The sequence below is a fragment of the Serratia sp. CY71090 genome (assembly GCF_052166845.1).
In the GTDB taxonomy this organism is placed as follows: Bacteria; Pseudomonadota; Gammaproteobacteria; order Enterobacterales; family Enterobacteriaceae; genus Serratia; species Serratia nematodiphila.
Window position 1 is genome coordinate 25,223 of record NZ_JBJNOA010000013.1, and the last position, 13,236, is coordinate 38,458.

General features: G+C 60.0%; 15 protein-coding genes. 10 read left to right on the forward strand and 5 right to left on the reverse strand.

Features of this window, described 5'->3' with window-relative positions:
• Positions 1 to 13 precede the first annotated feature (13 nt).
• From rsmF to ACJ8OK_RS20810, 8 genes are all read left to right on the forward strand, one after another.
• Positions 14 to 1,450: a 16S rRNA (cytosine(1407)-C(5))-methyltransferase RsmF gene (gene rsmF, locus ACJ8OK_RS20775; protein ID WP_442530954.1), complete on the forward strand. Its 1,437-nt coding sequence runs from the start codon at positions 14 to 16 to the stop codon at positions 1,448 to 1,450.
• 274 nt (positions 1,451 to 1,724) lie between these two features.
• On the forward strand, positions 1,725 to 2,264 hold the full coding sequence (locus ACJ8OK_RS20780; RefSeq protein ID WP_015377665.1) for a Csu type fimbrial protein: 540 nt from the start codon (positions 1,725 to 1,727) through the stop codon (positions 2,262 to 2,264).
• A gap of 2 nt (positions 2,265 to 2,266) precedes the next feature.
• On the forward strand, positions 2,267 to 2,770 hold the full coding sequence (locus tag ACJ8OK_RS20785; RefSeq protein WP_048323104.1) for a Csu type fimbrial protein: 504 nt from the start codon (positions 2,267 to 2,269) through the stop codon (positions 2,768 to 2,770).
• A 5-nt stretch (positions 2,771 to 2,775) separates the two neighbouring features.
• Positions 2,776 to 3,324, forward strand: coding sequence for a Csu type fimbrial protein (locus ACJ8OK_RS20790; RefSeq protein WP_166445048.1), 549 nt, complete (start codon positions 2,776 to 2,778; stop codon positions 3,322 to 3,324).
• 25 nt (positions 3,325 to 3,349) lie between these two features.
• On the forward strand, positions 3,350 to 4,114 hold the full coding sequence (locus ACJ8OK_RS20795) for a fimbrial biogenesis chaperone (protein ID WP_338909989.1): 765 nt from the start codon (positions 3,350 to 3,352) through the stop codon (positions 4,112 to 4,114).
• 67 nt (positions 4,115 to 4,181) lie between these two features.
• Complete coding sequence (locus ACJ8OK_RS20800) at positions 4,182 to 6,602, forward strand: fimbria/pilus outer membrane usher protein (RefSeq protein WP_442531017.1); 2,421 nt, start codon at positions 4,182 to 4,184, stop codon at positions 6,600 to 6,602.
• Positions 6,603 to 6,621: 19 nt separating this feature from the next.
• The gene (locus ACJ8OK_RS20805; RefSeq protein WP_049300219.1) at positions 6,622 to 7,554 is read left to right on the forward strand and encodes a Csu type fimbrial protein; all 933 of its coding nucleotides are present in this window, start codon (positions 6,622 to 6,624) and stop codon (positions 7,552 to 7,554) included.
• 135 nt (positions 7,555 to 7,689) lie between these two features.
• Positions 7,690 to 7,929, forward strand: a complete 240-nt coding sequence (locus ACJ8OK_RS20810) for a DUF1480 family protein (RefSeq protein WP_004931517.1) — start codon at positions 7,690 to 7,692, stop codon at positions 7,927 to 7,929.
• A 55-nt stretch (positions 7,930 to 7,984) separates the two neighbouring features.
• Here ACJ8OK_RS20810 and ACJ8OK_RS20815 read toward each other — a convergent pair whose 3' ends face one another.
• Both ACJ8OK_RS20815 and ACJ8OK_RS20820 read right to left on the reverse strand, forming a co-directional pair.
• Entirely contained in the window at positions 7,985 to 8,584 is a 600-nt protein-coding gene (locus ACJ8OK_RS20815; RefSeq protein ID WP_442530958.1) for a C39 family peptidase, read from the reverse strand.
• Between the two features lie 4 nt (positions 8,585 to 8,588).
• Positions 8,589 to 8,981, reverse strand: a complete 393-nt coding sequence (locus ACJ8OK_RS20820) for an ASCH domain-containing protein (protein WP_004931522.1) — start codon at positions 8,979 to 8,981, stop codon at positions 8,589 to 8,591.
• 339 nt (positions 8,982 to 9,320) lie between these two features.
• Here ACJ8OK_RS20820 and yniD point away from each other — a divergent pair, with 339 nt between their 5' ends.
• Positions 9,321 to 9,413 carry a small membrane protein YniD gene (gene yniD / locus ACJ8OK_RS20825; protein ID WP_021505513.1) on the forward strand — a complete coding sequence of 31 codons (93 nt, stop codon included), beginning with the start codon at positions 9,321 to 9,323 and terminating at the stop codon, positions 9,411 to 9,413.
• Positions 9,414 to 9,449: 36 nt separating this feature from the next.
• Here the strand turns inward: yniD and ACJ8OK_RS20830 are convergent, their stop codons facing one another.
• Positions 9,450 to 9,602, reverse strand: a complete 153-nt coding sequence (locus ACJ8OK_RS20830) for a hypothetical protein (protein ID WP_004931524.1) — start codon at positions 9,600 to 9,602, stop codon at positions 9,450 to 9,452.
• A gap of 157 nt (positions 9,603 to 9,759) precedes the next feature.
• Here ACJ8OK_RS20830 and ACJ8OK_RS20835 point away from each other — a divergent pair, with 157 nt between their 5' ends.
• Positions 9,760 to 9,969 (forward strand): hypothetical protein, encoded by a 210-nt coding sequence (locus ACJ8OK_RS20835; RefSeq protein ID WP_004931526.1) that lies wholly within the window; start codon positions 9,760 to 9,762, stop codon positions 9,967 to 9,969.
• A 147-nt stretch (positions 9,970 to 10,116) separates the two neighbouring features.
• Here ACJ8OK_RS20835 and ACJ8OK_RS20840 read toward each other — a convergent pair whose 3' ends face one another.
• Together ACJ8OK_RS20840 and ACJ8OK_RS20845 are read right to left on the reverse strand one after the other, a co-directional pair.
• Positions 10,117 to 11,535, reverse strand: a complete 1,419-nt coding sequence (locus ACJ8OK_RS20840; RefSeq protein ID WP_033633244.1) for a serralysin family metalloprotease — start codon at positions 11,533 to 11,535, stop codon at positions 10,117 to 10,119.
• Positions 11,536 to 11,868: 333 nt separating this feature from the next.
• Entirely contained in the window at positions 11,869 to 13,212 is a 1,344-nt protein-coding gene (locus tag ACJ8OK_RS20845; RefSeq protein WP_442530960.1) for a 2-hydroxycarboxylate transporter family protein, read from the reverse strand.
• Positions 13,213 to 13,236 lie beyond the last annotated feature (24 nt).

Genomic DNA, 13,236 nt, shown 5'->3' on the forward strand with positions numbered 1-13,236 from the left:
GAGAGTTCGCCCCGTGGCCAAATCCACCGCCGTTTTTCTGCCCCCCGCTTTCCTCGACGCCACCCGCGCCATCATGCCCGCCGAGCTGGCGATGGAAGATTTTATCGCCGCCTGTCAGCGCCCGCTGCGCCGCAGCCTGCGCGTCAACACGCTGAAAATCAGCGTCGCCGACTTCCTGGTGCTGGTGCAGGATTACGACTGGCGACTGGAGCCCATTCCCTGGTGCGCGGAAGGGTTCTGGATCGAACGCGACGATGAAGAGCTGCGATTAGGCAGCGCCGCCGAACATTTGAGCGGCCTGTTCTACATTCAGGAGGCCAGTTCGATGTTGCCGGTCAGCGCGCTGTTCGCCGGCGACGCGGCGCCGAATCGCGTGCTGGACGTGGCGGCGGCGCCGGGATCCAAAACCACCCAGATCGCCGCGTTGATGGGCAACCAGGGCGGCATCGTCGCCAACGAATACTCCGCCAGCCGGGTGAAAGTGCTGCACGCCAATATCAGCCGCTGCGGCGTGAAGAACACCGCGCTGACCCACTTCGATGGCCGGGTGTTCGGCGCCGCGCTGCCGGAGAGCTTCGACGCCATTCTGCTCGATGCCCCCTGCTCCGGCGAAGGCGTGGTACGCAAGGATCCGGACGCCATGAGCAACTGGTCGCCGGAAAGCGTGACCGAAATCGCCGCCACCCAACGCGAGCTGATCGACAGCGCGTTCCATGCGCTGGCGCCAGGCGGCGTGATGGTTTACTCCACCTGTACCCTCAATGCGCAGGAAAATCAGCAGGTGGTGCGTTGGTTGCTGGACACCTACGGCGACGCGGTCAGCGTCGAACCGCTGGGCAAGCTGTTTCCCGGCGCTGACAAGGCATTGACCGCCGAAGGTTTTCTGCACGTCTTCCCGCAGATTTACGACAGCGAAGGGTTTTTCGTCGCCCGTCTGCGCAAACAGCACGCCGTGGCACCGTTGCCGAAACCGACCTATAAAATCGGTAAGTTTCCGTTCAGCCCACTGTCCGGCAAAGAGGCGGCGCTGGTCGCCCAAGCCGCCGCCGCATCCGGCTTAACCTGGGGCGATGACAGCCGGCTGTGGGAGCGCGATAAGGAAATCTGGCTGTTCCCGGCCGAGCTGGAGCCGCTGTTCGGCAAGGTGCGCTTCTCGCGCATCGGTCTCAAGCTGGCGGAGCGTTTCCCGAAAGGTTTCCGTTGGCAGCACGAAGCGGCGATCGCCCTCGCGGGCGCCGGCGGCAAACAGCATTTCGAGCTGGACGCCGCGCTGGCCCAGGAGTGGTATCACGGCCGCGATCTCTATCCGCAGCAGCCACCGGCGGGCGACGAGTGCATCGTCACCTATCAGGGGCAACCTCTGGGCATCGCCAAGCGCATTGGCAGCCGTATCAAGAATAACCTGCCGCGCGAGCTGGTGCGGGATGGCGCACTGGATTTCCACCTGTAAACAATACCGCGCCGGGGAATGAAACTCCCCGGCGATAAAATAACGCTAATAATATTCCCATCGCCGTTCGTTATTATTCTAATCATTTCACTTTATCGGTATACCTCGCCTGCAAGCCCCGCCAGCCGGGGAATGAGAATAAAAAGTTTCTCGTTTTCATCAAGACAATTCCCGATTCTTATTCTATTAATTAAAGTGCAGCTAAATGAATACGTTCAACCCACCTCTGGGTGGCGTCTTTGCGGGCTTTCTCTCATACGGCAAGGAATATAAGATGAAAAAAACTCTGATGGCATTGACCTCGGTAGCAACCCTGCTGTGCGCCAACGGCGCGGCTAACGCAGCAGGCACCATTCAAGGCACGTTAGGCGTGACGCTGACCATCGGCGCCGGTTGCGTCGTGGGAGGCGGCAACAGCAGCGGTTCCGTCAACGACTTCGGCTCCATCAGCTTCGGCACTTACTCTTCACTGGCCAACATCATCGACGCCAGCGCCACCGGCGCAGGGGGGGCCGGAACGCTGTCATTGACCTGCACCACCGGCACAGACTACACGGTGGCGCTGGACAACGGGCTCCACGTCACTTCAGGCACCCAACGCCGCATGGCCAGCACGGCAGGCGCATTCATCAGTTATAACCTGTATCAGGATGCCGCACGCACCACCGCCTGGGGCAGCGGCGCCAACGCGCGGACCGGCACCGGCACCGGCGCCGCTGTTCCGCTGATCGTCTATGGCCGCGTACCGGCGGCCGGATCTACCCCGGCGGCGGACACCTATAACGACACCGTCACGATGACGGTCACCTGGTAACGGTGCGGCGCGCGCTTTGCTGCTGCGGATTATGGGCGTGCAGCCTGTTGGCGCAGGCCGACAGTAAAACCGCGACCCTCGGCGTCAGTGCGACCTTGCTCAGCGCCTGTGAGGCCGGCAGCAGCTCAGGTGGCAACGTCAGCTTCGGCACGCTGAATTTCGGCACGCTGTATTTTCTCAGCACCGCAACCAGCGTCGCCGGGCAGCAAAACGCCGGCGCCATTCGGGTGAAATGCACCAACGGCACCAGCTACAGCGTTCTGCTTGGCGGCGGGCAAAGCGGCAATACCGCTGCCCGCTACCTGCAAAGCGCGGCAGGCCAACGGGTGAATTACAACCTGTACACCAACGCCGCCCACAGCACCATTTGGGATAATCTGACGGGCGTGTCACAAACCGCCAACGGTACGGACAACTGGCTGCCGGTCTATGGCATGATCCCGGCGCAGGCCACACCCCCGACAGGCAGCTACACCGATACGGTACAGGTCACGATCAATTGGTAATGACGATGCGCGCTTCCATTTGCGGTTTGCTGTTCTGCCTGCCGCTTTTCCCGGCCCAAAGCGATACCGGCGTCAACGATTTGACCAAAAGCCAGCCGTTCACCGTCAATGCAACCGTGGTAAAAGGCTGCGTATTGGGCAGCGGCGTCAGTGACGTGACCACCTTCGGCACCCTGAACTTCGGCCAGTTGTCCTCGCTGAGCAACGCAGTCAGCATCGTCTCCAGCAGCGGTGCCGGTTCGGTGCTGTTTCGCTGCAACCCGGGGCTGAGCGTTACGCTGGCCCTCGGCGTCGGCAATCACGTGACCGGATCCATCGCCGGCGGCAGAAAATTACAAAATGCCGTCACGGCGGAAACGCTGCTGTATCAACTTTATCAAGACAGCAACTACGCCACCCTTTGGGGAGATGGCGCCAACGGCGGCGCGGCGCAGACCGTCGCCGCCACCGGCAGCACGCAAGAAATCAAGGTTTACGCCCGTCTGTTTTCGACCAGTACCCTGCCCACCAGTGGCGTTTACAGCGATACGGTCTTGTTGACGGTCACTTATTAAGTTTTTTTGCAATAAGGATTGAGTTATGCGCATACCCTTCCGACTGCCGTTAACGGCAGCCTTGCTCCTGGCAAGCCAACAGCACGCCCTGGCCGCGGCTTCCATTCTCATTTGGCCGATCGATCCGGTGATTGAAGATCAACAGCAGGCCACCGCGCTGTGGCTGGAAAATCGCGACAGCAAACCGGTCTATATGCAAATTCGCGTGCTGGGTTGGCAGCAAACCGCCGGCAAAGACGATTACAGCAACCAAAGCGACGTGATCGCCAGCCCGCCGGTGGCGTCGATCGCGCCAGGCAAACGCCAACTGATACGCCTGATCAAACAGTCGGCCCCGGCGGCGGGACAGGAGCGCGCCTACCGCATTTTGGTCGATGAAGTGCCGGTGAAAGAACCCGCGTCGAGCGCCGCTCCCGGCGGCGCGGAGATGGGGCTGAAATTCCAGATGCGCTACTCGGTGCCGCTGTTCGTCAGCGGCAAAGGCATTTGGACCAAACAGGACAGCGAAAAACCGCGCGATTACGCGACCGCCAGCCAACCCCAGCTCAGCTATCGTCTACAGCAGCAAAGCAGCGAACGCTGGCTGGAGGTGCGAAACCAAGGCGCAGTGCATGCCCGTATCTCGAAAGTGACGCTGCAAGGCCGCAGCCTGAATCCCGGCCTGATGGGATACGTGCTGCCCGGTTCACAGATGCGCTTCGCCTTGCCGCACGCAGGCGCTTTCAGCAGCGGCAAGCTGATGGCCACGGTCAATGACAACAAACAGCCCGTAGTCATTCCGTCTTATTGAGGCCCAGGTGCAGCCGACAGGGAGGCTATCGACGCGGCGCTTCAGCCTTAAGCCGCTGGCGTTTGCCATGCTGAGCATGGCGGCCGGCGGCTGGCTGCCGTTTGCGCTCGGCGACGATCTGCCGCCGCCGCCCAGCGCCGTCAGCATGCCGGACACCACGCTGTATCTGGAGCCGGTCGTCAACGGGCGCCAAACCGGCAACGTCGTGCCGGTCAACTACCGCGGCGGCCATTACTACATGACACCCCAACAACTGCTCGACGCCGGGCTGCCGGTAGCGGATAAACAGGCGAAAGAAATCGCCGTCGATCGGCTGGAGAAGGTGGATGTCAGCTACAGCGGCGAGAGCCAGCAGTTGCTGATCAACGTGCCCAACGACTGGTTGCCGCAGCAAACCATCGGCGCCCGTTCACCGTTGCAGCGCTTGCCGGCGCAAAGCAGCCTCGGTTTGCTGTTCAACTACGACATCTACGCCAGCCAAAGCAACGGCAATGGCCGGCCGGGCTACCTGTCGGCGTGGAGCGAACAGCGCCTGTTCGACGGGTTCGGCGTCGTCGCCAACACCGGCATCTACCGCAGCGGATTTAACGGCGGGCCAAACGACGATGGCGGTCGCTATATTCGGTACGACAGCTACTGGCGTTTCAACGATGATCAACGGATGCTGAGTGTGATCGCCGGTGACCTTACCACCGGCTCGCTCCCCTGGAGCAGCGCCGTGCGCATCGGCGGCTTGCAATTGGCGCGCAATTTCGCGGTGCGCCCGGATCTTATCACCTACCCGTTGCCGCAGTTTTCCGGCCAGGCGGCATTGCCCAGCAGCGTCGATTTATACATCAACAGCTATAAAAACAGCACCACCAACATTAATCCCGGGCCGTTTACCCTCAACAGCGTGCCCTACATTAACGGCGCGGGTCAGGCCACCGTCGTCACCACCGACGCCCTCGGCCGCCAGGTCAGCACCACGGTACCGTTCTACGTGGCCAGCAACCTGCTGCAGACCGGCATGAGCGATTTCAGCATTTCCACCGGCTTGCTGCGACGCAACTACGGGTTGAATTCTGCCGATTACGGGCAATGGGTAGGCAGCGCCAGTTTACGTTACGGCGTCACTGATTGGTTAACCCTGGAAGGGCGCGCCGAAGGCGCAGCCGAGTTGGCGGTCGGCGGCGGCGGCGCCGACATTCGCGTCGGACAATGGGGGGTTCTCAACGCGTCTTACAGTGTCAGCCAGGCCGGCGACGACGCGTTTAACGGCGGCCGGCCGATACCATCCCCCGCCTATTATGACCCGCTGACCGGCAGGCCGTTGCAGCAGCCAGATCCTCAGCCCGTCTATCGCTACACCGGCAACCACGGCGATCAGAGCAGCTTTGGCTACACCTACAGCAACTCTCGTTTCAGCCTCAACGCGCAACGCATCCTGCGCAGCGCCGATTTTGGCGACATTTCCGTGTATAAAAGCGACTACCGCCTGAGCCGTCGCACCGATCAGTTGACCGGCAGCGTCAGCCTGGGCCGGCTAGGCAGCCTCGGCGCCGGTTATTTTGACGTTCGCGACGCCATCGCTCAACGGACCCGCCTGGTGAACCTGTCCTACAGTGTGTCGCTTTGGCGCAACAGTAGCCTGTACGCCTCCCTCAACCGGGAAATCGGCAGCAGCGGTTACAGCGCCCAACTGCAGCTCTCCATTCCGTTTGACAGCTGGGGCACGGCCAGCCTCAGCGCCGCGCGCGACAACAACAACCGCTGGAGCGAACGCGTCAGCTACAGCCGCGCCGCGCCGACCGATGGCGGTTTCGGCTGGAATCTGGCCTACGCCAATAACCCGAGCGGCGGCAATTACCGCCAGGCGGATCTGACCTGGCGAACCCGCAGACTCGAAGCCCGAGCGGGCGTATACGGCACCCGCGATGAAACCAACCACTGGGGCGAAATCAGCGGTTCGCTGGTGGCGATGAACGGCGGCGTATACGCCACCAACACCATCAACGATGCCTTTGCGCTGGTGTCCACGCAAGGATACGCCGACATTCCGGTGAGCTATGAGAACCAGCCGATCGGCAAGACCGATGCCCAGGGCTATTTACTGGTGCCTACCGTCACCTCTTACTACCATGCGAAATTCCAGATTGATCCGCTTAGCCTGCCCGCCGACGTCGCGCTGCCGACGGTGGAAAAAACCGTCGCCATTCGCGATCACAGCGGTTTTCTGGTTGAGTTCCCCATCCACCCCATCTCCGCCGCCGACGTCGAACTGGTTGACGAGCAAGGCAAACCGCTGGCCAACGGCAGCCAGGTGGCGGTGGTTGGCGGCAATCAGCAAAGCTATGTCGGTTGGGATGGCATGACCTATATCGACCCGGTGCAACAACACAATCGTCTGAGCGTGATCCCGGCCGACGGCGGCCCGCCGTGTCAGGCGGAATTCAGTCTGGCGAAGCCTGAGGGCATCCAGCGCGTCGGCCCGGTTGTCTGCCGCTAATTAACGACGGAGAGTCACTATGTTTCGGGGATTGAAAGCCTTATTGCTAACCCTCTCGCTGCTGCTCTGTCAGCGCGCATTCGCCGACTGCGCCACCACCAACGGCACCGTCACCTTACCGGGGAGCAGCTCTTTCGTGGTCTACAACGGGCAGATTAGCGCCCAGGGCACTGCCGGCCTCAACTGCACCGGGCTCGGGCTCAGTTTGCTGTCGCAAAACACCGTCACGGTCAAAATCGCCTCCACCACCAACAATATGGCGGTTGCCAACACCGACGGTTCCGGCGATAAAATCGCTTACCTGATCTACCCCGACGCCAACTACCAATATCCTTACAGCATCGGCCAAACCATCGACTACAGCTCGCTCAACCTGCTGTCACTGATCCTGATTTCCTCCAACGTCAACTTTCCGCTGTATATCAAAACCACCGCCGGCGCCAACGTGCGCGCAGGAACCTATACCGACAGCATCAACCTGATCTGGAATTACCATATTTGCGGTCTGGGCGTGCTCGGCCTGTGCGTTTGGTGGGACGGCGTCGATAAGCCCAGCACGGTCAGCGTCAGCGTCACCATCACCAAAGATTGCCTGATCGGCACCGCGCCCAACGTCAACTTCGGCAGCATGGCGTTGGTCGGGCAGTTCAATCCTGTCAATCAGAGCATCACCCTGACCTGCACCAAAACCGAGGGATACAACACCTATTTCACCAACGGCAATAACCCGGTCACCGGTTGGCGGCGCATGAAAAGCGGCACCAGCAACTTCATGCAGTACCAGATTTACTTGCCTAACACGACGACCGTTTGGGATAGCACCAACAAACAGAGCGGCGCCGGCACCGGGCTGGCGCAAAGCATCCCGTATAAGGCGGCGGTCAATGCGGCGCAGACGGAAGTGGCGGTCGGCAGCTATCAAGACAACCTCAGTTTTGTGGTGGAGTACTAGGCGTTGTGTTTTGCCGGCGTGGAAATTGTTTCCAAAATGTAATTTTTATGTGGCATTTTTTGCTCATTTGGCTATGCTCTTACCGATGACCGAACTGGTCTAACCTCCTACCACACCATTGAGCAAGGAGTTCCCATGAGCAAAACCGTCGTAAAAATTGGCAGCTTCGAGGTCGATGACGCGCATCTTCACGCCGGCGCCGACCGTGCCGGCACCCTGAGCATTCCCTGCAAGTCCGATCCGGATCTGTGCATGCAGCTGGACGGCTGGGATGAACACACCAGCATCCCGGCGATCCTCGACGGCAAACAGTCGCTGCTGTACAAGCAACACTACGATCGGCAGGCGGACGCCTGGGTGATGCGGCTGGCATGATAGTGCATCAGAACGGCTGACGACGCGCTGTTTTCATCGGAAACAGCGCGTTTTTTTATGCGATAGCGATGCCGCGGCCGGCAAAGAAAGGGGCGAAGCGGCTGAGCGGCAGGCATACCCGCTCGCGCGTCGCCGGGCTGTCGCCCGAAGGGTTGTGGAAGGTCACGCTTTGCGCATCGGCGGAGGTGATCAGCACCAGATGCCCGCCCCTGTGCGGCGGCGTGCTCTCCGGCCGGCGAATGGCGGGATGCACCGAAGCGATAAAGTAGCGGCATTCGCTAAGCAGCGCCGGCACATCGGCAGCTTCCAGCCCCACCTTCACCTCCGCTTGCAGCGCGAACTGCTCGCGCACGTACTCGACGAACGGCGCGTAAATCAGGCCCTTTATCCGTTCACCCTCGCGCACATAGGCGCCGTAGGGCAGGCTGCGGCGCGCCAGTTCCAGCAGCGGCGGCGTTTCTCCGTCGCGATGGCCCAGCACCATTTTCAGGCAGGCCATGCCGCACACGTGATTGGCCCACTCGATGTACTCTGCCCGATCGCGGGCGCCGCTGCGCGCCCAATTTTCGTCTTGCGCCAGCGTCGCGCGGCCGGCTATCAGATCGGCGGCCAACTCCGGGCTCGCCCACTGGCACTCGTAGGGAACGGCGCGCATAAGATTAGAATTTGTCGACGACTTTGAAATTCATCAACACCAGCGTCATGTCCGGCGAGAACAGATCGTACTCTTCGAAGAAGCGCTGCAGCTCTTTGCGCCAATGCGCCAGCGAGCGATCGCCCTCGCCTTCGGCAAAGGCGTGCGCTTCATCGACCTGATCGTAAGTTTTCATTTCCACCGCGGTCAGCTCGACCGCGCAGACCGGCTCCCCCTTGCCGTCCACCACCAGGAACAGATCGCCGGCCTGCGGGATCCCCTCGCCGTCCAGGTTGGAACAGGTGGCCGTTTTGGTGCCATTGAGGATCAATTGCACCACTTCATCGGCCTGCTGCTCGGTATCGCCGAATGCCCAACGCTCAAGGTGTTCGTATTTCTGTGGAATTGCCGTCGCCATGATTATACCTTTTGGAAAAATGCCTCAATGCAGACAGGATAGTACAACGTATTGCCGGCCGTCTGCATCCGTCGCAGGCGCGACTGCGCGTTCCGCCACCGCCACCTTTACGCGTTTTTACCGTTCTTCGCTGTGCCTGTCGCGCTGCGGGGGGCATACTGTGAACATTATTCACCCAATGGCGTCCGCCTGGCGGTAACATGCGGCAAAATGACATCGATGCTGACGATACGTTCAGCGACTTACTCAACGGCGTCGCGTTAGTGACGCTTTTCCTCATCCTCCTCGCCGGCGGGTGGTATTTCAGCTAAAAGGGAGGACAGCGTGGCAACAAAACGCATGGGCAACAAGCTCGGTAAAATGGTGGTGGTGCTGCTGCTGATCTGCCTGGCGCTGCTGCTGTTGCGTTGGGCGGCGATCGCCTTCGGTTGATCCCGCGAAATGACGCCGGCAACGCCGGCGCCCTGTTCACCGCCGCCGTGGCGCGGTCGGCTCCAGCAACTCCCGCAAATAGGCCAAACGCGCCTCCCCCTGAAGCAACCAGCGGCGACACAGCCAATGCTGCGTTTCACCCGTGCGGCTCAGGCGGTAGTACTCCGCCAAGGTTTCGACCCAGTTCATGATGTTTTCTCCTGCTTTTCGACACCGCAAGTATTGAGCGTAAAAACCAGAAGAAATACTGATGGCTTGTTTTTTATATTTCCTGTTTTATGTGGCGGGTAGCGAAGCCGCAGCTCAGCTGCTACATTGGGCAAAAATCAACCAGCCGAGGTAGACCATGACGTTCTCGGAACAGGAGATTAAACCCGTATGGGATGAGGTCGCACGCCTGATCGGCGACGGCGTGATGCAGCTGCGTCATCGCGGCGAAGCGCTGTCGGTGGAAACGCTGGAAAAACATCTGGCGCGGCAACTGGCGGACAGCAACGATATCGAACGGCGCATCCTGCTCGGCGCCGCCATCAACATGCTGAAAGGCGGAAAATGAATCGCCAACCGAAGAAGGTTGGCGATCCGACAGAAGCCCGAGGTATGCAAGCCCGGCCTTCTGCGCGCTACTATGTCACGCTAATATGACGTAATTAATAGGAATTGTCGGGTTTTTGCCCAAAGTGCCCTATTTTTGTTGCCTGCATCAGGCCAGCACGAAATCACCCGCATCCAGCGGCTGTCCCACCACTTTCACCAGGAAATCGCTGCCGTCAAAGGCGCCGCCCAGGTTGATCGCCACGTCACTGACGTGATTTTGCGCATCGTAGCTCAGCGTCGCCTCGCCCGCCTTGCCGCTGAACTGATCGACGAAGCGAATGCCGTCGGCGCTGCCGGTGTTGAACAGCGTCAGATCGATCTTGTCCTCGCCGCGCACGAAGTCGCGGATCCAATCCGGCGCCGCCGCCGTTGACTCTTCCGCCGCGAAATAGACGAAGGTGTCCTTGCCGGCGCCGCCCCACAGCTGATCCGCCCCCTTACCGCCGTACAGCACGTCATCGCCCGCGCCGCCCTTGAGCACGTTATCGGCGGCGTTGCCCACCAGCACATCGTTACCCGACCCGCCGATGGCGTTTTCAATCGTTACGCCGGCAGCGATAGACACGTTGCCTTTCAGGCCGCCGACGTCCGAGAACGCCTTTTCATTCAGGTTGATGCGCTGATTCTGGCCAAAGCCGGAGAAATCGAAGGTGTCGTTGCCGCCGGCGTCCCAGGCGGTGAAGATTATTTTGTCCTGCGCGCCGGTGGCGGTGAGGAAGTCGCGATCGGTGTTGGAATTGAAACCGTAAACCGTATCGCCGGTGCGGGTGGTCATGTTGGCGCCGTAGAAATGCTGGATCGCCGTGATGTCGTTGAGCAACGGCCCGGAAGAGTACGCGCCTTTAAAGTCCTGCCCGGTGTTGCTTTCGCTGAAATAGCTCATCAGGCTGTGCGCGCGGCTGTCCTCAAAGTAGGTCGCGTCTTTAGCGTAGGTGATGCTGACGCCCGGTGCGGCGTTATAGTCGCCCGGGTGCTGCAGCCCCAACGCATGGCCGATTTCATGGGTGAAGGTCTGGCGGCCGTACTCGTTCTCATGGATCTGGTTGTTGACGAAGGTGTGGTTCTTGGCGTTATACCAGGTCTGCCCGGCGACCGAAGGCGAGGTGTCCGGGTTATACGCGAAGGCATAGGAGCCGCGCGAGCTGTAGTCGAACAGGCCGAATTTGATGTTGGCGGCGGCGGTGTTGCTGGTTTCGGTGAAGGTGATGTTAGCCACGTCTGACCATGACTGCAGCGACAGTTTAGCCTGCTCGCGCTGTTCGGCGTTAAAGCTGCTGAAGCCGCTAATGCCCATGCTCGACATGTTGCCCGGCGCCTTTTCCCAGAAGCTGTAGGTCAAAGAGACCGGCGTGTCGGTCACGCTCTTGTCGTGCCAACTGCGATCGCCGCGCACCAGCTCCAGGCCGGCGTTTTCGAACGTTTTCGACGGATGAAGCACGGTAATGGTGTCGTCTTCATCGGGTTTATAAGCGCCCAGCAGGGCTAATACGCCTTCGGCCTTAACGGAAGCATTGCTTGATGACATAACCTTATCTCCATATTCGTCAATTCAATCGGGGGGATGCCCCAACTGGCGGATTGCCTGAACGGCAGCGGCCCGGTGTTGAATCAATACGGGGATATCGGTAATGCGATGGCGCCTTCCCTCGGCACTCTGAATGAGAACGATAATCCCTTAAGAGAAAAGAATAGACACATTTTCACCGATTACAGAATTTTCTTAGATAAAGTACGGCTATGCATTTGCGCCACACGAATGATTTTCAAGGCAATAATCAGCACTATCACGATAAGCGAAAAAAAACGCATAAAAAAACCGGGGCAATCCAACCCCGGTTATCCATAAGATACTCTGGACTCAGACTAACCAACCAAGCAGCAGCGTCGCGCCGATGACCGTGGAAGCGCCGCCGATGCGCGTGGCGATTTGGGCGAACGGCATCAGCCCCATGCGGTTCGACGCCGACAGGATCGCCACGTCACCGGTGCCGCCCAGGCCACTGTGACAACAGGTGACGATCGCCGCTTCCACCGGAAACATCTTCAGGTAAGGCGCAATCAGAAAACTGACCAGCCCCATCGACAGCACTACCGAGCCGCAGACCACCACATAACCGACCGAGAACACCGCCACCACGCTTTCCAGCGGCACGTACAGCATACCCAGACCGATCATCAGCGGCCACACCAGCGCGGTGGAGACGAACTTGTAGAAACTGTGCGCGCCGGTTTCCATCGAAGCCGGGATCACCCGGCAGTACTTGCACAGCACCGCGAACAGGATCATCAGCACCGGGCCGGGAATATGCACGATGTGTTCGAACAGGCCGCCGACGATAAAGAAGGCGCAGATCACCAGCAGCCCGCCGCCCATCAGTTGGAAATCGACGTTGCCGCCTTGCTCCTTGATGGCGAACATCGCGTTCTCCTGCGCCGAACGGATCAGCATGCCGTCGCCGCTCAGCGCCTTGCGCTGCATGCCGATGCGCGCCAGCACCCCGGCGGTCACGATGGCGAAGATGTTGCCCAGCACCGCCGCCGGCGCCAGCTGCGCGACATAGACGTCCGGCGTCGAGCCCAGGATCGCCGAATAGGCCAGCGACAGCGGTAAAATCCCCTCGCCGATGCCGCCGCCGATGATCGGCACGATGATAAAGAAGAAGGTGTGATAGAAGGTAAAGCCGAACAGCTTGCCCACCAGCAGCCCGGTGATCACCGCCGTGATCGTGCCCACCACCAGCGGCACGAACATGCGAATCATCCCCTGGATCAGGATCACCCGGTTCATGCCGAGAATGCTGCCGACCACCAGACTGGCGATGACGAAATAAAGCAGGTTGGCGTCTTTCATCAGCAGATGGACGGTGCCCATGACGTTAGGCTGGAAGACATTGAAATAGACCAGCACCGACGGCACCATCAAACACAGAATGGCCGGCCCGCCGATATCGCGCAGCACGGGAATACTTTTTCCCAACTGCGCCAGCGCGAAGCCCAGCGTCATTATCACCGCCAGGCCGCCGATCATATTCTTCGGCAGGAAGTTGGCGTAGGCGGAAATCGCTACGATCGCGCAAATCGTGATAAACAAGGCGATCGGTACCGCGCCGATATCCATTTGACGAAATTGATTAATTAACCCTGAGGATTCGGACGATGCCGTATTTTTATCACAGGCCAGTTCTGCATTTATCTGTTTCATTATTCACCCTGCTGACAAGCGTAC